Origin of the sequence: Devosia sp. Root685, from assembly GCF_001427875.1 — a bacterium.
Classification (GTDB): domain Bacteria; phylum Pseudomonadota; class Alphaproteobacteria; order Rhizobiales; family Devosiaceae; genus Devosia.
This window is the reverse complement of record NZ_LMHK01000002.1, coordinates 514,243-532,582: the sequence shown is the minus strand read 5'-3', so window position 1 is coordinate 532,582 and position 18,340 is coordinate 514,243. Positions and strand designations below refer to the sequence as shown.

Annotated in this window: 13 protein-coding genes, 1 tRNA gene and 1 pseudogene; 11 read left to right on the top strand and 4 right to left on the bottom strand. The window is 61.3% G+C overall.

Annotated features, from left to right (window positions below; genetic code table 11):
- The first annotated feature begins 89 nt into the window (after positions 1-89).
- Both ASD83_RS11140 and ASD83_RS11135 read left to right on the top strand, forming a co-directional pair.
- Positions 90-1,286 carry an efflux RND transporter periplasmic adaptor subunit gene (locus tag ASD83_RS11140; RefSeq protein WP_056310849.1) on the top strand — a complete coding sequence of 399 codons (1,197 nt, stop codon included), beginning with the start codon at positions 90-92 and terminating at the stop codon, positions 1,284-1,286.
- A gap of 4 nt (positions 1,287-1,290) precedes the next feature.
- Positions 1,291-4,431, top strand: coding sequence for an efflux RND transporter permease subunit (locus ASD83_RS11135; RefSeq protein WP_056310847.1), 3,141 nt, complete (start codon positions 1,291-1,293; stop codon positions 4,429-4,431).
- Between the two features lie 180 nt (positions 4,432-4,611).
- Here the strand turns inward: ASD83_RS11135 and ASD83_RS11130 are convergent, their stop codons facing one another.
- Positions 4,612-5,736, bottom strand: a complete 1,125-nt coding sequence (locus ASD83_RS11130) for a 5-methyltetrahydropteroyltriglutamate--homocysteine S-methyltransferase (protein WP_056310845.1) — start codon at positions 5,734-5,736, stop codon at positions 4,612-4,614.
- A gap of 406 nt (positions 5,737-6,142) precedes the next feature.
- On the opposite strand from ASD83_RS11130, the gene ASD83_RS11125 reads away from it, so the two are divergent.
- The 3 genes from ASD83_RS11125 to ASD83_RS11115 all read left to right on the top strand — a co-directional run bounded on the left by ASD83_RS11125 (position 6,143) and on the right by ASD83_RS11115 (position 9,124).
- A complete protein-coding gene (locus ASD83_RS11125; protein ID WP_056310843.1) occupies positions 6,143-6,694 on the top strand; it encodes a TRAP transporter small permease in 552 nt (183 codons plus the stop codon).
- Entirely contained in the window at positions 6,691-8,013 is a 1,323-nt protein-coding gene (locus tag ASD83_RS11120; protein ID WP_056310841.1) for a TRAP transporter large permease, read from the top strand. The genes ASD83_RS11125 and ASD83_RS11120 overlap by 4 nt, the downstream gene beginning before the upstream one ends.
- 88 nt (positions 8,014-8,101) lie before the next feature.
- Positions 8,102-9,124 (top strand): TRAP transporter substrate-binding protein, encoded by a 1,023-nt coding sequence (locus ASD83_RS11115; protein WP_056310840.1) that lies wholly within the window; start codon positions 8,102-8,104, stop codon positions 9,122-9,124.
- A gap of 42 nt (positions 9,125-9,166) precedes the next feature.
- Here ASD83_RS11115 and ASD83_RS11110 read toward each other — a convergent pair whose 3' ends face one another.
- Entirely contained in the window at positions 9,167-9,775 is a 609-nt protein-coding gene (locus ASD83_RS11110; protein WP_056310838.1) for a DNA-3-methyladenine glycosylase I, read from the bottom strand.
- A 157-nt stretch (positions 9,776-9,932) separates the two neighbouring features.
- Between ASD83_RS11110 and ASD83_RS11105 the strand changes: the two genes are divergently transcribed.
- A tRNA-Arg gene (locus ASD83_RS11105) sits at positions 9,933-10,009 on the top strand.
- A 266-nt stretch (positions 10,010-10,275) separates the two neighbouring features.
- Here ASD83_RS11105 and ASD83_RS21550 read toward each other — a convergent pair.
- Positions 10,276-10,590 (bottom strand): LuxR C-terminal-related transcriptional regulator, encoded by a 315-nt coding sequence (locus tag ASD83_RS21550; RefSeq protein WP_082561123.1) that lies wholly within the window; start codon positions 10,588-10,590, stop codon positions 10,276-10,278.
- Positions 10,591-10,742: 152 nt separating this feature from the next.
- Between ASD83_RS21550 and ASD83_RS21545 the strand changes: the two are divergent.
- From ASD83_RS21545 to ASD83_RS11080, 5 genes and pseudogenes are all read left to right on the top strand, one after another.
- Positions 10,743-11,033, top strand: a pseudogene (locus ASD83_RS21545) (calcium-binding protein); the annotation flags it as partial.
- 439 nt (positions 11,034-11,472) lie between these two features.
- A complete protein-coding gene (locus tag ASD83_RS21125) occupies positions 11,473-11,970 on the top strand; it encodes a hypothetical protein (protein WP_056310834.1) in 498 nt (165 codons plus the stop codon).
- Positions 11,971-12,589: 619 nt separating this feature from the next.
- Entirely contained in the window at positions 12,590-13,939 is a 1,350-nt protein-coding gene (locus ASD83_RS11090) for a DUF4357 domain-containing protein (protein WP_056310832.1), read from the top strand.
- A 77-nt stretch (positions 13,940-14,016) separates the two neighbouring features.
- Entirely contained in the window at positions 14,017-16,092 is a 2,076-nt protein-coding gene (locus ASD83_RS11085; RefSeq protein ID WP_156385925.1) for an AAA family ATPase, read from the top strand.
- Positions 16,076-16,963: a tyrosine-type recombinase/integrase gene (locus ASD83_RS11080; protein WP_056310828.1), complete on the top strand. Its 888-nt coding sequence runs from the start codon at positions 16,076-16,078 to the stop codon at positions 16,961-16,963. Before ASD83_RS11085 ends, ASD83_RS11080 begins: the two co-directional genes overlap by 17 nt.
- A 143-nt stretch (positions 16,964-17,106) precedes the next feature.
- Here ASD83_RS11080 and ASD83_RS11075 read toward each other — a convergent pair whose 3' ends face one another.
- A complete protein-coding gene (locus ASD83_RS11075) occupies positions 17,107-18,339 on the bottom strand; it encodes a glycosyltransferase family 4 protein (protein ID WP_056310826.1) in 1,233 nt (410 codons plus the stop codon).
- Between the last annotated feature and the right edge of the window lies 1 nt (position 18,340).

Below are 18,340 nucleotides of genomic sequence, written 5' to 3'. Positions count from 1 at the left end.
CTTTTCCACCGTTTCTATGTCTCCCGATAGGCCAGTGCCCCCAGGCCGATAGACTATCAATCGACCCCCTCTTCATCAGGACACTCTCCATGACCACAGCCCATGAAAAGCCCGAATGGGCACAAAGCAAGCGGGAAAAAGAAAACGCCCGCCGGGTCGCGGAGGGTCTCAAGCCCAAACGCCGGATCGGACCCTGGATCGTGCTCGGGCTGATCGTCGTTGGCGGCGTTGCCTTCTTTGCGTTGCGGCCGGCGGAGCCGGTGCCTGAGGTCGTGGCCGATGCCGCTCCGGTCGCCCGGCAATTGCTGAGTTCGGAAGTCACCGAGATCGCGCCGGCGACCTTGCGTCAGCGCGTCAAGGTGACGGGCACGCTGGTGCCGGCCAAGCAAGCCGTGGTGGCCGCGCAGGCGGCCGGCCGGGTGTTGAGCGTTGCCGTTCGTCCCGGCGACAGCGTTAAGGAGGGTCAGGTTCTGGTTGAAATCGACCAGGCCAATCTTGCCCTGCAGCTGGCCCAGCAGCGCGCCACGGCCGATGCCACGCGCGCACAGTTGTTCTCTTCGCGCCAGCAATTGGAGCGCACCGAAGAACTGGCGCGGCAGGGGCTGACCAGCCCCTCGGCGCTCGAACAGGCACGCTCGGCCGCAGCGGCGCTCGAAGCCAATATGACGGCGCTCGAAAGCGCCGTGTCGGTAGCCGAACTGGCGCTCAGCAATGCCACTGTCCGCGCGCCGATCGACGGCATCGTTTCGGACCGTTCGGTGGAAGCGGGCCAGACCATTGGCACCGGTACGGCGCTGTTCACGCTTGTCAATCTCACCGAAATGGATTTTCAGGCTTCCGCCTCGGTCAATTCGAGCGCGTTGGTCTCCCCCGGCCAGGCCGTGGAGGTGACCGCAACCGGGCTCGACAACCAGACATTTGAAGGCCGGGTGACGCGCGTCAATCCGGTGGCGCCGACCGGCACCCGTGCCGTGCCGATCTATATCTCGCTCGACAATGATTCAGGGCGTCTGCGCGGCGGCATGTTCGCAACCGGCCAGATTACCGTCCTCGAACACGCCGATGCCATCGCCGTGCCTGCCGTGGCCCTGCGCGAGGATGCCGAGGGACAATTCGTGCTCAAGCTCGATAATGGAACCCTCGTGCGTCAGGCGGTCGAGCCCGGCACGACCTGGGATCGCGGCGCCGTCGTCGAGGTCTCGGGCCTCAATACGGGCGATATGGTCATTACTGCACCGTTGACCGAGCTTTCGGCCGGCGATGCCTATGAGCTGATCGAGGACTGATCCCATGTTCCTGACCCGTATCAGCGTCAATCATCCGGTCTTTGCCACCATGATCATGGTGGCGATCGTGGTCTTCGGCTTTTACTCCTATCAACGCCTGCCCATCGAGCAGATGCCGGACGTCGACTTTCCGGTCGTCGCCGTGGTCGTCAGCTATCCCGGCGCCTCGCCCGAGGCGGTGGAAGCCGATATCGTCAAACCCATCGAAGAAGCGGTCAATACGATCGCCGGGCTCGACACGATCCAGTCCACTGCCCAATCCGGGCAGGCCATGGTGCTGATGATCTTCGACCTCGAAGAAAACTCCCAGCAAAAGGCGCAGGACGTTCGCGACAAGATCGATCCGGTCAAAGCCTCGCTGCCCGATGGGGCAGGGGATCCGCGCGTCCTGCGCTTCGATCCGTCCGCCCTGCCGATCCTGTCGCTGGCGGTGAGTTCGGATACGCTGTCGGACCGCGATCTGACCGCGCTGACCGAAGACATCATCGTCAAGCGCCTCTCCAATATCAGCGGCGTCGGCAGTGCCAGCGTCGTCGGCGGCGTGCCGCGCCAGCTCAATATCAATATCGACCCTGATCGCCTGACCGCCTTCAACGTGACCCCGAGTGCGGTCACGCAGGCGCTGCAGGCGGCGAACAAGGATCTTGCTGCCGGCTCGATCACCCAGGGCAGCATCGTGCAGTCCATTCAGGTGCTCGGGCGCCTCGAAGACGAGCAGGATTTTTACGACATCGTCGTCGGCAATCTCGGCGGCCAGCCGGTCACCCTGCGTGACGTGGCGACCATCGAGGACGGTACGGGCGAGGCGACGAGCCTTGCCATTCTCAATGGTCAGCGGGCGCTCGCGGTCGATATTTTGAAGACCCAGGGCGCCAATACGGTGGGCGTCGCCCACAGCATTCGCCGGACGATCGATGATCTCCTCACCAAAGAACTGCCCAATGGTGCGGTGAAGATCGAGGTGGTGGTCGATAATGCCAAGCCGGTGGAAGACTCCTTCCACGCGGTGCAGAACATGTTGGTCGAAGGCGCCTTGCTCGCCGTCGTCATCGTCTTCCTGTTCCTCAACTCCTGGCGTTCGACCGTCATTACCGGCCTCACCTTGCCGATCTCGATCATCGGCACCATGGTGGCGCTCAATTTCCTCGGCTTCACGCTCAACATGATGACGCTGCTGGCCCTGTCGCTGGCGGTGGGTATTCTCATCGACGACGCTATCGTCGTGCGTGAAAACATCACGCGACACCTGCATATGGGCAAGAGCCACAGGCAGGCGGCGTTCGATGGTACCAATGAAATCGGCCTCGCCGTGATGGCGACGACGCTCTCCATCGTCGCGGTGTTCCTGCCCGTCGCCTTCATGGACGGGATCATGGGCCGGTTCTTCCTGCAGTTCGGCGTGACCGTTTCGGTGGCGGTGCTGATCTCGCTCTTTATCGCCTTCACGCTCGATCCCATGATGTCGAGCGTCTGGTACGATCCGGCGGCCAATCCCAATGCCAAGCGCGGGCCGATCGGCAGGGCGGTGCAGCAGTTCGACCGCTTGTTCGAATGGATCACCGGGGGCTATGAGCACCTGATCCGCTGGGGGCTGAAATTCCGCAAGACGGTTCTGGGCATCGCCCTCCTGTCCTTTGTCGGCACCTTCTTCCTCTTTCCGCTGGTGGGCGTCGAATTCATGCCCGCGACCGACAATGGCAATTTCAGCATCACGGTGGAAACGCCGGCCGGCTCGAGCAAGGAATATACCGCCTCCAAGGTTCGGCAGGCCGAAAAGGTCATCCGTGCCTTCCCGGTGGTCGAAACGACCTATTCGACCATTGCCGGCGGCTTGCAGTCATCGGGCGCCAATTCGGGCACCATGACGGTAACGCTGGTTCCAAAATCGCAGCGCGATATTACGCCCATCGAGTTCATGCCCGAAGTGCGCCGGGCGCTTGAAGCCGTGCCGGGAGCGACCTTCCAGGTGGCGGCAGCCTCCGGGCTCGGCGGCTCCTCGGCACCGGTATCGGTCACGCTTTATGGCGACAGCTTCGAGGTGCTCGGCCGGCTGGCCCATGGGCTGATGGCGGATATGGCCAAGATCGATGGGCTCATCGACATCAAGTCGAGTCTCGACGAGGCGCAGCCGGTTGTCGGCATCACCATCAATCGCGACCTTGCCGATAGTCTCGGGGTGTCGATCTCGCAGATCGCTTCGACCATGGCGCCATTGATCAGCGGGGACGACGTGTCCGACTGGACCGCGGCCAATGGGCAGGTGTTTTCGGTGGTGGTGCGCCTCCCCGATTATCTCCGCAACGATATCGACGCCATCGGCAACCTGCCGATCGCCACCGGTTCGAGCGGGATGATCACGCTCTCGCAGGTTGCCGACGTGGTCGAAAGCCGGGGCCCGGCGACGATCAACCGCAAGGACCTGCAACGCGGCGTGACCATCGAGGCCAATATCGAAGGCGTCGAACTGGGCACGATCACACCGCAATTGCAGCAGGCGGTCGACCGGATCGATTTTCCCACGGGCTACCGCAGTTCGTTCGGCGGCGATGTCGAGCAGATCGGCGATACGATGGGAGCGGTCGGTTCGGCGCTGCTGCTGGCCGTGGTGTTCATCTACCTCGTTCTCGCCAGCCAGTTCGGCAGCTTCCTGCAACCGATCGCCATCATGGGCTCGCTGCCTCTGGCGCTGATCGGCGTCATGGTGGGTCTGCTGATCGGCGGATCGACGCTCAACATGTTCTCCGCCATCGGCTTCATCATGCTGATGGGCCTTGTGGTGAAGAACGCCATTCTGCTCGTCGACAATGCCAACCAGCACGTGAAGGCCGGGGCGAACCTTTATGAGGCGCTGGTCGAGGCCGGGGTGACGCGTTTCCGCCCGATCATCATGACGACGCTCGCCATGATCTTCGGCATGCTGCCGCTGGCCTTGAGCCTACACGAAGGCTCGGGACAAAACGCGCCGATGGCCCATGCCGTGATCGGGGGTCTTGTCAGTTCGACGGCACTGACGCTCCTCGTCGTGCCGGTCCTCCTGACCTATATCGACAGTTTCAGCGCCTTCACCCGCCGCTTCCTGCCCAAGGCGCCGGATGACCACGAGCACGAACTGGCCGAGACGGTGCCAGCCAAGCCCGCGGAATAAAAAAACCGCGCCGTCCGAAAGGGCGGCGCGGTTTTGGTTTTGAGTTGGGCATCTAAACTTGCCCCAAACTCGGTTGTCACCCCGGCGAAGGCCGGGGCCCATCCTGAGATCTCGAGATGGATCCCGGCTCAAGGCCGGGATGACAGCCGGTGGATGGGCGAAAGCTGCCTGAGGACCTTCTTACACCCCGCCCCAGATCGTCTCGGCGGTCTTGACCACCAGATCGAGTTTGCGGCGCTGATCGTCGTCGGTCAGGGAATTGCCCTCTTCGGTGGAGGCAAAACCGCACTGTGGCGCGATCCCGAGCTGGTCGATATCGGCATATTTGCTCGCTGCCTCGAACTTGCGCTTGAGATCGTCGAGGTCTTCAAGCTCGGCGGTCTTGGTGGTGATGAAGCCGGGCAGCACGCGCTTCTTGCCCTTGGGCAGAAGCCGCAACGGCTCGAGCCCGCCGGAGCGCTCGTCGTCATATTCCATGAAATAGATATCGACGTCGGTCTGGTTGAAAATCGCATCGGCAGCCGGGTCATAGGCGCCGTCGGCCACCCAGGTCGATTTGAAATTGCCGCGGCACATATGCATGCCGATCAGCATGTCGGCCGGGCGATCGACGATGGCGTCATGCATCATCTTGGCATAGCGGCCAATCAGCCAATCGGCATCTTCGCCGCGCGCCTTGCGCTCGGCCCGGATTTTCGGATCGCAGAGATAAGCGAAGAAGATATCGTCCATCTGCAGATAGCGGCAGCCGGCAGCGTAAAAGGCGTTCACCGCGTCCTTATAGGTGGCGGTGATCGCCTCGAAATAGGCTTCGGCATCGTGCTTGTATTCGGCAACGGCAATATCGTCGTCGGCGATGCGGAAGTGGATGGCGCTGGGGCCGGGAATGGAAATCTTTGGCGTCACCTTGGTATTGGCGGCGACGAATTTGTAGTGCTCGAGCATCGGATGATCGGCCGGAAAGCTGAGCTTGTCTGTGATCACCGGCACGTCCTGCTTTGTATGGACGCCGTGGAACTGGATGCCGCCGCCTTCGCGCTGGATGATGTCGAGGCCATTAAGCATGCCCATGAAGTCGAAGTGCCACCAGGCGCGGCGGAATTCGCCATCGGTCACCGCTTTGAGGCCCGCATCTTCCTGCATCTTGATGACGTCGATGATCGCCTGATCCTCGATGGCATGCAGGTCCCCTGCGGACATTGTCTTGTCCTGGAAGTGCGCCTTGCGCGCCGCCTTGACCTTTTCGGGCCGCAGGAAGCTGCCGACGACATCGGCGTGATAGGGGGGCTTGGCTAGATCAGTCATTGTTCCTCCAACATGCTTGTTCCGCCCTTGAGCAGCGTTTGGCTTTCACTAGCACGAGTGTCTGTGGCTTGCACATAATTTAGATATGTTACATAACTATATTCCCTGAGAGAGGAGCTCGGGGAGGCGCTTTTCGCCAGTTCGGCTGCGCTCCATAACCATGGACGCTGGACGGATGATGGTCGTGGAGGACGGCCTCATTGCCTATGTCACCGCATAATCATTTCGGTCAAAACGGACGGTCGATCTGCCGATTTTCAGGCCGATCGATAATTCGGAAGTTATCACCGGCGCGCGATTTGTCATTTTACAGCCGTCGGTGAAGGTCATTTACTGCCATTCGGGGGAGAACGGCATGAATTTGAAGAGACACTATCGGGCCCTGGTGCCCCGTTTTTCTTGAGGCATGGGCACCGTGTTTCAGGATAGCGCGCCTCTTGGTCGCTTTGTGCATACGCTGGCCAAATGGACGGCGGTTGCCGGCGGCATCGTCATGATTGCCACCGTGATCATGGTCGTCGTCAGCATCGGCGGCCGGGCCCTGCTTTGGGCCGGGCTACGGCCCATCATCGGGGATTATGAACTGGTCTCCGCCGGCATGGGGTTTGCCGTCTTCGCCTTCATGCCATGGGCACATCTGATGCGCGGACATGCGCTGGTGGCCTTGGTCACCGACAATTTCGGGGCCCGGGCCAATGGCTGGATCCTCGTGATCACCGACCTGATGATGCTTGTTGCCTCCGGGTTCATCGCCTGGCGGCTTTATTTCGGCACCATGGACAAGTTCGTCTATGGCGAAACGACGCTCCTGCTGCGCATGCCGCTCGGCTGGGCCTATGCGGCCGGGCTTGTGGGCGCGGTCATCTGGGTGATCGTCTCGGTCTATGTCTTGGGCCGGTCGATCAGCAATCTTATCAGCGGACGGACGGAAGCGCCGAGCGCAGGGGCACATACATGACGCCGCTTATTCTTGGCCTCTTTGGCATTCCTGTCGTTCTGGTCCTGATTTTCCTGCGCGTTCCGATCGGCCTTGCCATGCTCGGCGTCGGCATTTTCGGCAGCTGGCTGATAACCGGCAGCTTCAACCCAATGATGGGGCAGTTCAAGAACATCTCCTACTCGACCTTTGCATCCTATTCGCTTTCGGTCGTGCCGCTCTTCCTGCTGATGGGTCAGTTCGCCACGCTTGGCGGTCTGTCGGCAAAGCTTTTTAACGCCGCGGCGGCCTGGCTCGGCCACAAGCGCGGCGGCGTCGCCATGGCGGCAATCGGGGCCAGCGCCGGTTTCGGCGCCATTTGCGGTTCGTCGCTCGCGACCGCCGCAACCATGGGGCAGGTGGCGCTGCCCGAACTCAAGAAATACGGCTATTCCGGCGCCCTGGCCACCGGCACGGTGGCGGCCGGCGGCACGCTCGGCATTCTCATTCCGCCCTCGGTCATCCTCGTTATCTTCGCGGTCCTGACCGAGCAGAATATCGCCAAGCTGTTCATGGGCGCCTTCATTCCCGGCTTCCTGGCCGCCATCGGCTATATCATCGTCATCGCCATCTATGTGCGGGTTCGTCCCGATGCGGGCGGGCTGCGCGAGCGGATGTCCTATGGCGAGCGGTTTCGCGAGCTGGCAAAAACCTGGCCGGTGCTGGCGGTGTTCCTGTTGGTGATCGGCGGCATATATGCCGGCATTTTCACCCCGACCGAGGCGGCGGCCGTCGGCGCGGCCGGCACCGGGCTTATCGCCTTTGCCTCTCGCAGCCTCAATCGTGCCGGCCTTATCGAAGCGTGCCTTTCGACTGCCCTCTCGACTGCCATGATCTTCCTCATCGTTCTCGGCGCGGCCTCGCTCAATGGCTTTCTCGCCATGTCGCAGCTGCCGCAGGTCTCGGCGGCCTGGGTGGCCGAGCAGGGGTTCAATCCATGGGTCGTCATGGTCATCGTGCTGATCTTTTATCTGATCATGGGCTGCGTCATGGATTCGCTGTCGATGATCCTGCTGACCGTTCCCATCGTCTATCCGATGATGTCGGTGCTCGATTTCGGCCTGACGCCGGACGAGTTCGGCATCTGGTTCGGTATCATCGTCCTGATCGTCGTCGAGGTGGGGCTGATTACGCCACCGGTGGGGATGAACCTTTTCATCATCAATTCGATGTCGCCCGAAACGCGGCTTTCCGAGACCTATCGTGGCGTCCTGCCGTTTGTCGCAAGCGACATCGTCCGGACCGCCATTCTGGTAGCCTTCCCGCCGATCACCTTGTGGCTGGTGTGGATGCTGTACTGACTATTCGAAATCGCCCTGCCGGATCATTTGGAGGATGAGCCGGCAGGGTCAAGCAAAGTGGCTTCGGCCACACCATGGGAGGATATCTATGAAGACCAAACAATTCTTGCTCGGCGCCTTGGCGGCTCTCGCCTTGTCGACCACAGCTCTCGCACAGGAAGTGACCCTGCGCATTCACCAGATGTTGCCCGCGCAGGCGACCATCCCGGCCAAGGCCATCGAGCCATGGGCGGCCAAGGTGCAGGAAGAATCCGGCGGCCGCATCAAGGTGGAGCTTTATCCCGCCATGCAGCTCGGCGGCGCTCCGCCGGAGCTTTACGACCAGGCCAAGGATGGCGTCGTCGATCTGATCTGGACCGTCCTGGGCTATACCCCCGGCCGCTTCCCCAAATCGGAAGTTTTCGAGCTGCCCTTCCTCATCACCAATGGCGAAGACTCTTCGGCCGCCTTCTATAATTATGTCATGGCCAATTCGGCCGACGAGTTTGCCGGCGTCAAGGTCATTGCCCTCCACACCCACGGCCCGGGGCTCTTTCACTCCAAGAACCCGATCACCTCGCTCGAAGACCTCAAGGGCATGAAGGTGCGCGGTGGCTCGCGCATCATTTCCGACATGCTGGCCAATCTCGGTGCCGAGCCCGTCGGCATGCCTGTGCCGCAGGTGACCGAGGCTCTGTCCAAGGGCGTGATCGACGGCACGACCATTCCATGGGAAGTGACCCCATCCCTGCGCGTGGCCGAACTCGTCAGGAACCACACCGGCTTTTCGGGCGATCACGGTCTTTATTCGCAGACCTTCGGCTTTGTCATGAACATGGACAGCTACAACAATCTGCCTGACGATCTGAAGGCGGTCATCGATGCCAATTCCGGGCTCGAGACCTCGCGCCAGTTCGGCAAGGTGATGGACGAGGGCGACGCTATCGGTCTCAAAATCGCGCAGGATGCGGGCAATAATATCGTGACCCTCGACGAAGCCGAGACGGCCCGCTGGAAAGAAGCCGCCCAGCCGACGATCGACAAGTGGTTTGCCGATATGCAGGCCGCCGGCATCGACGGCAAGGCTCTCTACGCAGCGGCACAGGCCGCCATTGTCGCCGAAAGCAAATGATCTATCCGGCCCTGCTGCTTGCGGCAGGGCCGGCTCTTTCCGTCAGCGGCCGGGAACCTCGAACCTCGCCCGGTCCGCTGCGGCCTTTTGCCGGCTGATACAGCCCGCGGCATGGTCATTGACGAGGCCCATGGCCTGCATGAAGGCAAAGACCGTCGTGGGGCCAACGAATTTCCAGCCACGCTTCTTGAGGTCTTTTGACAAGGCAATTGCCGCAGGCGTCGTGGTGACCGTTTGCGGCGGCGTTTCGTCATCGGGCGTTTCATAGCGCCAGACAAAGGCCGCCAGCGACCCCGCCTCCCGGATCAGCTCCTGCGCCCGTTTTGCATTGTTGATCGCCGCCTCGATCTTGCCGCGATGCCGCACAATCCCTTTGTCGGCGAGGAGCCGCTCGACATCCGCCTCGGTGAAGGCCGCGACCCTGTCGATATCGAAGCCGGCAAACCCGGCCCGGAACGCTTCGCGCTTGTTCAGGATCGTCCGCCAGCTCAGTCCCGATTGAAATCCTTCGAGGCAAAGTTTTTCAAAGAGCCTTCTGTCGTCGCTGACCGGAAAGCCCCATTCATGATCGTGATAGGGCAAAAATTCCGGCGCCGACATGCACCATCGGCAGCGTTCCTGGCCATCCGGACCCGGCAGTGTTCCACTCATTGACGCATCTTTCCCAAACAGGCACCAATTGTGCCCAATGACGTTCTCAACGCCAACAGTCTGCTAACAATACACAGCCTCAAATGCCCCGTTGCACACGACGCGCCCATCGACTAGTTTGCGCCCATTCTTCGGGTCCAGAACCCGAATCCGGCCTGCACCCGTAGCTCAGCTGGATAGAGCGCTGCCCTCCGAAGGCAGAGGTCGTGAGTTCGAATCTCGCCGGGTGCGCCAAAATCCTATCATTTTCAAAATGCTTATCCGACGCCCGTTTGTGGCAAGGCTCCGTTGGTGCCAAATGGTGCAAGCCGAGCGGCAGCTTGGGCGCTGCGACGGTAATTTCTCTGATCCCAAATCGTTTGATGGTCTAGAGTTTCATGCCACCTTCGGAGGCATAAGGTTGACCGCAACGCTTTATGCCATTCTGCGCGTACAGCACTTGAAGACTGTGGCTGATCTCAAGAGGGCGGCTCGCTATCGCCGCCTTATGGACACCCGGATCACACGCGGCATACCCGGCATTGGGTGGCCACGGCGGAATGCCGTGACAGGAAACGCTCAACCATCCCGCTCGAACATGGCGCGCGCAAAGACGCTTCCACGCGGTTGCGGACGCCGAGTTTAACGAAGAGGCGGGCGAGATGGTATTTTACTGTCGCCGTGCTGATGCCGAGTTGCTCGGCGGTCTCGCCATTGCTGCTGCCCTTGGCTATCGAGCGCAAAACGGCGCGCTCCTGCTCTGAGAGCGCGGCGACCGAAGAGCGGTCGGCTTCTGCCTTGGACGTGTTGCTGAGCGCTGCCAGCCAACCGGGCATCGATCTCGTCGAGAGGTAGGTCTCGCCCTTATGGCCACAGCATCTCCTACACCGCTGCCGGCGAAGGCCCGCAGATTGGTGGCGGCGATGACTACGACGATGACGACGATGAAGATGAAGATGATGAAGGCGACGATGATGATGCGCCTGTTGTGGGTGGTCCGGTTCTTGGCACACCACAGGATGACGTGTTGCTCGGCACCTCTGGCGGCGACCTGGTGTTCGGGTTTGCCGGGACCGACTACATCATCGCCAATGCCGGGGTGGACGTAATCCGGGCCGGTGCCGGTGACGATTTTGTCGACGGAGGGGCGGGTCGCGATATCATCTTTGCCGATGATGGCGATGACGATGTCTTTGGCGGCGATGACGACGACGATCTGATCTATGGCGAAGGTGGCCATGATCGTCTCTTCGGCGGCTCGGGCAATGACCTCGTGGATGGCGGAGACGGCAATGACACCGTCTTCGGCGGTGCCGGCAACGACCTGTTCGTCGGCTCGCTCAATGATGACAACGACACCTATTATGGTGGCGAGCTCTCGGGCGACGCGGGCAATGACACGCTCGACATGGCCTTCCTCACCACGAATGCCGTGGTGGATCTGGGTACCGGGGTCGAAAGACTCCATGCTGCTCCACCTGGACATTCAGATCGGCACCTAGCAATCGATCCTTGTCGGTCAGCTCGCCGAACTGGTCGCGCGGCAGGGTCGCCTGCAGGCCCAGGCGGGACAGGCGAGCGAGATCGCATTCCCCGAACGGTATCTGTCCCAATATCTCGGCTTCGACTCGATCCTCTCCGGCGAGCAGCAATTATTCGACAGCACCAAGCTCAACCAGCAGTCGCTTCGCTCGCAGCTGGAGCTACAGGTCGCCCAGTTGCGCGAAGAAATTGCTGGCCTCGACTACCAGAACGCGGCCCTCAAGGACGAACTGGTCCTCGTGCGCGAAGAGCGCGCCCGCATGGGCGAACTCGCTGGCAAGGGCCTGATCGAGACCACGAAGCTCAATTCCGCTGACCGCGAACTCGCGCGCATGATGGGTTCGGAAGGCGAGATCGCTGCCAGCATTGCCCGCGCCCAGGCGCGCATCAGCGAAATCGAGCTGCAGGTCCTCGCCATCGATCAGACCGGTGGCAAGGAGGCACTGCGCGAGCTGCGGACCGTCGACGCCCGCCTCGCCGAACTGCGTGATCGCCTCACCGAGGTCGATGCCAGGCAGGCCCGCACAGTCATCCGCTCCCCGGTGAGCGGCACGGTCAACGAGGTTGCCTCCGGCCTCGTCCCTCACGCGATCGCTATGATCGTTTCCAAACATTGGCGATCTTCCCAAAGCTGCACTCTCCCGAAAGCAGAACGACAACCTCAGCTTCGCTAGGGTCGTCTCTCGCCGGTTGTTACTTTCGGCAACGCCAAGCGCAGTGATCCAAGCCAGTCATCACCGGAAGAATGGCGCTGACTGCTTGGGATTGATCGTGGGACGAGCAGATCGGGAGTGAAGACGCGCATCGCCGTAAGGCGATCAAAAAACTGTCCGTGACTGCCCTGAAATTGGATCAAGCCTAATCGATCTTTGGAACTATGGCACTTGCGTCCGGATTCTGGGAGGTTGCCGGGCCTTTTCGATGGGGAGGTTTGGCTAGGCTTGCAACAGAGCCGATATTATCGTTCATCCCCAATAAAGCCGGGCCTCACAGCGCCCCAAACTGGCTCAAAAAAGAACCCGGACCCGGCCCCCGGAGACAGGGCTCCAAGCCCTGAAAAGTCCCTAAAATTCAATGCAAATTATCCGGCGCCCAGGAAACCGTTAATGAAGAATAAGCAAGTCGGCCCGACGCCCCTTGCCTTTTTAAAACGGATCCTGATTTTGAAAGCGTCGGCGCCTAAAAGGCCCGATCTCGGGAAAGGCTGCTTGCTCGCAACGGGCGGCCGACGAGGGGTCTCGCAAACCACCCCGTCAGCCTGAGCCACATCACTTCTGCAGACACAGAGGCAACATGACCTATACGTCTTCTAACGGCGCCAGCGCGTCGAACAAGTCCCTTTTCATCGAAGCCCAGATCAGTGCCCTCGCTCTTGAAGCCGGGCTCGTCCGGCATCCACTGGTTTCGGCGACCGACCAGGTTCTGATCCTGCGCGAAATCGACCTCAGCGGCAGTGTAACGATCGGTGAGGTCATGGACGCGCTCGATGGGCACGCCGATCCCGTCGGGGCCATTCTGAGCCTTATCAAAGCCGGAATCATCGCCGCCCAACTCCAGGCCGGCATTCTCGACGAAAATGCGCTGCTGACGCGGGCCGGCAATCCCTCTCCCGACGATCCCGATCCTGCAGCGCCGAGCGGCGCGCTCGTGCCGCACAAGCCCCAAGGCCCGCTCGATGCCGGCCAAGGCGCCATCGAATGGCCGGAACAGCATGACGGCCAGACCCCGGGCACAATCGAACATCACGCCGTGGTGCTGGTCCCCTCAGACCATGGTGACGACCCGCTGCCCGAAGGCCTTGCGCTTTTGCCAGTCAGTCCCCTGCGCCCCCGTATCCATGTGGGAAGCGGGGAGGCTCGTCGATCCTTTGCAAGTCTCAACGACCTGCAAAGGGCAGGGGTCTATATCCTCCTCTCCGACACCAGCGCTTATGTGGGCGTGGGGTCGATCGTTGGGCGGCGCGTCGCGAGCGGCGCCCAACCCATCGAAAACGTCGACACCATCATCACCATTACCGACGAAAATGACGGGCTCGACGATGCGGATGCCGCCGCACTCGAACGGCTCCTCCACATGCGCGTCTCGTCCGCCAAGGAAGTCCGGCTCGTCAATGGCACACCGGGTGGCGCGGTGGTCACGCCCGAGCGCTATGACCAGCTCAATGTCATGGCGGGGCTTGCCTGCGACGCTCTGGCGCGGGACGGGCATCTCTTTGTCAATATGAGCCGGCGTCTGGCGCTGGCCGGGCCCCGGGCCGAGCGCGGCCAGCTTGGCTCCCTCCGGCCCTTCGACAACCCGCCCGAGGGCGAAGTGTTCGAACTCTCCTTCGGACACAATCTCATCGCTCTTGCGGCGCGTAAGGCCGATGACGACTGGCTGCTGCTGGCCGGCTCCGACATCCGGCTCGACACGGTGGCCAGCGCCAATGCCTCGGCGAGCTACCTGCGGGCGGCCTGGCTGTCCTCGGGCGTTCTCGAACTCTCCGAAACCTGTGAGCACTATGTGCTGACGCGCGACATTGCCTTCCGCTCGGGCAGCGGGGCCATGCATTTCGTGCTCGGTTCCAAAGGCCAGGGGCGCGGCGGCTGGCAGCCGATCGACAGCGAGTTCGATGCCGGCGACCACGGGCCCCTCGCGGCCTGAGGCCCACCAACTCTTTCCACCTTTTTCTCATTTCACGCGGATCGTGCTTCGTGCCGATCCGCCAGCGGAGCCATGCCATGTTTGGTATCGACGACAGCAATGACAGCAATGACACCAATGAGCGGGAAGACGACATTCCCGACAACTTCAAACCCCGTTCGGACAAGGACGCCGGCATCGTCCTTGCCAAGACCGTCCTCGAGGCGGCTTTCACCAAGAAGATGCAGGCCCTCGTCAAGCGCCATCCCTCGGTCATCGTGCTTGCCGTGCCCAATGCCGAATGGATCCCGCTCATGAGCCGAGCCATCAAGACCATGGCCGATGCCCCGGCCGTACGCGGTGTTGCCGAGCGCTACAGATCGAGCAAGGGGTCGCAGCGGGTCGGCAAGGACGAGCTGCAATGGCTGCAAACGGGCCGGAGCGTGCTCTATATCACCCAGAATCCCGGCGATCTCCTCGATGAAGATGTGCTCGCAGGCGTCGATGTCACTATCGTCATTCCGGCGCTGACAACGGCCTTGCTGCGCCGAGCCATCCGAAAGATGACAGGGTCCATCGCCCGCGGTGTCACCTCTCCAATGGCCGATCTCGACATCGACCTCATTGCAACGCTGCTGCGCCCCGGCATGAGCGCAAAGCAATGCGTACGCAATCTCCGCCGCGCGGTCCGGATCGATCGGAATGCCCCACCATCGCAAACCTATGCCGCCCCAATCCTCAGCGACCTGCCGCTGACGGCCAATGTGCGCACCTGGGCAGATCAGGTTCTGGCCGATCTTAGGGCCGTCAGCGCCGGCGATCTCGGCGCGGATCGTCTGATCCCCGCCGTGCTCGAAGGTCCTCCCGGTACCGGCAAGACCCTGATCGCCGAGAGCCTTGCGCAGTCGAGCGGCTGGGCCTTCGTGCCGACCAGTGTGGGCTCGTGGTTTGCAACGGGCGATGGGGCATTGGGCGGGGTATCGCGCAATGCGCGCAAATTCTTCGAAACGCTCGTGTCGCGCGCTCCGGCGGTTGGGCTGCTCGATGAATTGGATGCCATCCCGAACCGGGCCAGTATCGACAATCGCGGCCGGGACTGGTGGACGCCGGTCGTGACCCTGATCCTGACCGAGATCGACACGATGCGAAAATCGGGCCGACCCATCCTCCTCCTCGGCGCCACCAATTACTACAACCGCCTCGATGATGCGCTTGTCCGGCCCGGCCGTCTGCAGGAACGTATTTCCGTGCTGCCGCCGGAGAACGAGGACGAGGTCATCGCCGTGCTGCGCCATTACCTTGGCGATGATCTCGCCGAGGCCGATCTCGGTCGCATTGGCCGGTTGGGACGGGGAGCAACGCCGGCGCGCATCGAAGGCTGGGTCAAGGAGGCTCGGGGACTGGCACGCGCCGAAAAGCGTTCGCTTCTACTCGGCGACATTCTTGCCCAGGTGGTGCCGCGGGAAAATCGCACCGCCGCCGACATTCGGACCGTCGCCATTCACGAAATCGGGCATGCCCTCGTCGCCCATCGATTGGGCCTTGTGGTGGAATCGGTATCGATCATTCCCTCGGGTGCATCCTCAGGCCATACCGTGGCTCGCAAGACAACCATGATGGCGACCTGGGACCAGGTGATGGACTATGTCACCCTGGCACTCGGGGGCCGCGCCGCCGACATGGTCGTGGGACAGGGGGCCAATTCGGGGGCCGAAAGCGATCTCGCCGAAGCCACCCAGCTCCTCCTCTCTGCCTATGAGACCCAGGGGCTTTACGAGGGGCTCGCTTCGCGGCATGTGCTTGGCACCATTGCCGGGCATGCGGATCTGCGCCGCGATATCGGCAAGAAGCTATGGCAGGCGCTCGACCGGGCCCGCGCCATCGTGCGGCAGGATCGCGATCTGGTCCTCATCCTTGCTGAACGTCTGATCAGCGAGAAGGTGTTCTCGGCCCAGCAATGGCTGGAAGCTTTGGCGGACGCCGCCCTCGACATCGCCCGCAGCGGTTCCGCACCCATGGGACGGGTTCAAGAAGAGCCTCCACAGCTACCAAGGGCGAAGAGGGTAGGCGGCGAGGCCGACAGGTTCCACCTCGAAGCGGCAAGCCATGTCCTGCTGCAAAGGCCATTAGAGCAAGACGTCGAGGCGGAGGATACCGATGGTTCCCTGGCGTAAGACCCTGCGCCGCCTCGATGGCGCTTATTCCGAACACACGCTGCGGTCCTACCGCAGCGATTTCGGAGCATTTCTCCGCTGGTGCCGTAAGAAGCGCCTCAAAGCGCTACCAGCGGCATCGACCACCATCGTTGCCTATATCGACGCCGAAGGCATGCGTCTCAAGCCGAGTACGGTGAAACGCCGGCTCTGCGCCTTGCGTCGCATCCACCATCTCAGCGACCTCGGCGATCCGACGCAAAGCGAGGAAGTCCAACTTGCCATGCGGCGCGTGCGCCGGGCGCAACCATCCCGCCCCAAACAGGCCCATGGCGTAACGGCAAGTCTGCGCGATCAATTGCTCGCCGTCTGTGGCGATGATCTCATTGGCATCAGGGACAAGGTCCTAGTCAGCGTCGGTTTCGACACGCTTTGCCGGCGCGGCGAACTCGTCGCCCTTTCCATCGAGGACTTCAGCCCAACATCCGACGGCCGTCACACGGTGCTGGTCCGCCGAGCCAAGAATGATCCTGAGGGCGCCGGACGCACTGCAAAACTGTCCAAAGCTTCCAGCGACGTTTTTCGCCAATGGCTAAAGGAAGCGGGAATTTATCGGGGGCCTCTACTCCGTCCGGTCTATGGCAATCGCGTTCGAGCGCTCTATCTCGAACCGCTGACAGTAGGACGGGTTCTCAAAAAGCTCTGCGACCGCGCCGGTCTCGAAGCCCTCACGACCGAAAGGGTGTCTGGCCACTCTCTGAGGGTCGGTGCGGCTCAACAACTGACGATCAACGGTTTTGGTTTGCCCCAGATCATGCGCGCTGGAGGGTGGAAATCGGTGAATGTTGTGGCTCGCTATATCGAGAATGTAGATCTCGACGTTTGGAAGTAGGTCACTCACAAGACTACTTCTCACTGTTGATGATTGTCGTCCTTGATGTCTGATATCAGCCACTGATCGGCAGGTGAAAATGGAACAGTGCCATAGCTGGGCGCTATAGTCCTTGAATGCTTACTCGGTTAACCGCCGAGATCTCAATGATTGCGCGACGAAATTCGAAATGCGAGGTCTGTCAGCAGTTTTTCAAGCTGCTCAATTAGCGTGTTCCGGTCAAAATCTCTTTGAAGGCAGGCGAGGCCACGTCGTCCCATGGCCTGCTTCTCATCGTCGTTCATGGCCATCATGCTACGTATGGCTGCGACCAATCCCGCACTGTCACCGGCGGGCACCGACAGCCCGGCACCGGCATCAGCAACAACCCGGGCGCCCTCGCCATTGAGCATTGCGAGTATCGGAATGCCGGCGGCGAGATAGGTTTGTACCTTTCCCGGAATGGTCAGGGCGAAGATGGGTTCGTCACGCAGTGTGACCAATAAGGCATCTGCATGCCGGAAGAATGAGGGCATGCGATCGAGGCCGAAACGCCCGGGCATGATCACTTGATCGCTAAGTCTTCGACGTTCAACCTCTTCGGTGAGCCATGCTGATTTTCGGCCGTCGCCGACGATGATCCATCGGACCGGTTCGCTGCGGAGCTCATGGGCTGCGTCAAGCACCGAACCGAAATCCTGTGCCTCGCCGACGTTGCCGGTAAATACGATATTGAAAAGATCTGGGCGCTCAGGGACCTCGGGTGCGAGGGGGGCAGAACCGACAGGAGCCTCCTCGGCCCAGCTCGGAAAATAGACGATTCGGGACGCGTCATCGATCTGCCGGCCGATGACCTCCATGAAGCTCTTCGACTGCGCCAGGATCGCGTCGCATTGCCAATAAACGAAGCGCACTAGACGATCGACAAGCGAAAGCACGAATTTTGAGCGAACCGCGCCAACCGCCTCTAATGATTGGGGCCAGAGATCGAGAACCCAGAATGCAATCGGTGCCCGTTTCGTCCACTTTAGGACGATGGCAGGAATGCCGACGGTGATCGGTGACGGTTCGAACACAAAAATCGCGTCAAAAGGCCGACCCCGCAATCTCCATGGGCCGCAAATGCTGGCTGAAAGGACGAAGGAGAAGTAGTTGAACACGAGGCGCAATCCGCCCTGTCCACGTGGCAGAAGACCAACGCGAACGATGTCAGCGCCTTCGTAGCGACTGTAGGCGTTGGGGTCAGCCTTGAACTCGGGGAAAATCACCCCGCCGGGATAGTTCGGCTCGCCGGTCAGGACAGTGACCTTGTGGCCACGGTGAACCAGCTCCGCGACGAGGTCGTTAACGCGGAAATTTTCGGGCCAGAAATACTGACTGACGACGAGGATGCGCATA

Bases quoted from the DNA above. Each gene is read 5' to 3' on its own strand.
- ASD83_RS11140 (WP_056310849.1), top strand. From the start codon at position 90: ATGACCACAGCCCATGAAAAGCCCGAATGGGCACAAAGCAAGCGGGAA.
- ASD83_RS11135 (WP_056310847.1), top strand. From the start codon at position 1,291: ATGTTCCTGACCCGTATCAGCGTCAATCATCCGGTCTTTGCCACCATG.
- ASD83_RS11130 (WP_056310845.1), bottom strand. From the start codon at position 5,736: ATGACTGATCTAGCCAAGCCCCCCTATCACGCCGATGTCGTCGGCAGC.
- ASD83_RS11125 (WP_056310843.1), top strand. From the start codon at position 6,143: ATGGGCACCGTGTTTCAGGATAGCGCGCCTCTTGGTCGCTTTGTGCAT.
- ASD83_RS11120 (WP_056310841.1), top strand. From the start codon at position 6,691: ATGACGCCGCTTATTCTTGGCCTCTTTGGCATTCCTGTCGTTCTGGTC.
- ASD83_RS11115 (WP_056310840.1), top strand. From the start codon at position 8,102: ATGAAGACCAAACAATTCTTGCTCGGCGCCTTGGCGGCTCTCGCCTTG.
- ASD83_RS11110 (WP_056310838.1), bottom strand. From the start codon at position 9,775: ATGAGTGGAACACTGCCGGGTCCGGATGGCCAGGAACGCTGCCGATGG.
- ASD83_RS21550 (WP_082561123.1), bottom strand. From the start codon at position 10,590: ATGCCCGGTTGGCTGGCAGCGCTCAGCAACACGTCCAAGGCAGAAGCC.
- ASD83_RS11090 (WP_056310832.1), top strand. From the start codon at position 12,590: ATGACCTATACGTCTTCTAACGGCGCCAGCGCGTCGAACAAGTCCCTT.
- ASD83_RS11085 (WP_156385925.1), top strand. From the start codon at position 14,017: ATGTTTGGTATCGACGACAGCAATGACAGCAATGACACCAATGAGCGG.
- ASD83_RS11080 (WP_056310828.1), top strand. From the start codon at position 16,076: ATGGTTCCCTGGCGTAAGACCCTGCGCCGCCTCGATGGCGCTTATTCC.
- ASD83_RS11075 (WP_056310826.1), bottom strand. From the start codon at position 18,339: ATGCGCATCCTCGTCGTCAGTCAGTATTTCTGGCCCGAAAATTTCCGC.